The following is a 945-nucleotide window of genomic DNA, read 5'->3' on the forward strand; positions in this document are numbered from 1 at the left end:
CCCCCGCCCCACGCCGCGCGACCGCGGCGTGGGGCGGCGCGATCAGTCGCCGACGGCCTGGACGATGTCCAGCGGGTCGAGGCCGGTGAGCTGCGCGATGCGCGGCGTGGGGATGCCGGCGGTCAGCGCGCGGTGGACCAGCGACTGCCAGTCCTGGGTGGTGTCCCGGAAACTGATCAGCTCGGACTCGATGTCCGTCACGGACCTGGGCGCACACGCGTGCTGCACCCGCAGCGTCTCCTCCTCGCTGAGCGGGACGGGCAGTCGCTCGGCGTCCTCGGGGACGAGCACCTCGGCGCCCGCCGGAACGATCCTGACCCGCTCGGAGGAGCCGGGAATGCCGTGGGCGTGGAGCCAGCCCAGCACCGCCGGGCTCTCGGCGCACTCCAGCTCACCGACCGCGGACAGCGCCGCACCGAGCAGCGGATGACGCTCAGGGAGCACGAACAGGAAGGCGTCGTCGGCCATCGCCAGGACACCCCTTTCTCAGAAAGCCGGGCAGGGGTCCCATGACTACCGCCTTCAGGCTCGTCGAGCCCGCATCAGCATCTCGCAGTCACCCTGGAGAGGGCTGGACCGATCGCGTGTACGTATTCCCGCATCGGCCGAGCGTAGACGGGGTCGGCGGGGTCGTGGAGCAGTCGCGATCGGTGAGGGATCGTCGCCGGACGTGACGTTCGTCGGGGCGGCACCCCGGCCTGCCCCGGGTGGAGAAGGGCGGCTCGAGAGGCCCGTTTACCGGCCCGCCGCGTGATGACGCCCATAGGAGCCACGTCACGTCCTAAGGGGGATCGTAGAGGGGTGGCGCGGGTGGGTGCTCCAGAAAGCGGCCGGATGCCCGATTCGCTCGGTTTCTACGCCCTTGGGTAGTACGTCACATTCTTGCGTGGGGTTTCCGCGACCGCTAACCATGTCTCTCGTCGCCGCAAGCAGCGGGTCGGGCCG

General features: G+C 70.6%; 1 protein-coding gene. It reads right to left on the reverse strand.

Annotated elements, in window-relative coordinates; all coding sequences use genetic code 11:
• Positions 1–42: 42 nt before the first annotated feature.
• Complete coding sequence (locus V7E45_RS40320; protein ID WP_333779252.1) at positions 43–468, reverse strand: DUF6003 family protein; 426 nt, start codon at positions 466–468, stop codon at positions 43–45.
• Between the last annotated feature and the right edge of the window lie 477 nt (positions 469–945).

Origin of the sequence: Streptomyces sp. IBSBF 3136 (assembly GCF_036815105.1) — a bacterium.
Taxonomy (GTDB): domain Bacteria; phylum Actinomycetota; class Actinomycetes; order Streptomycetales; family Streptomycetaceae; genus Streptomyces.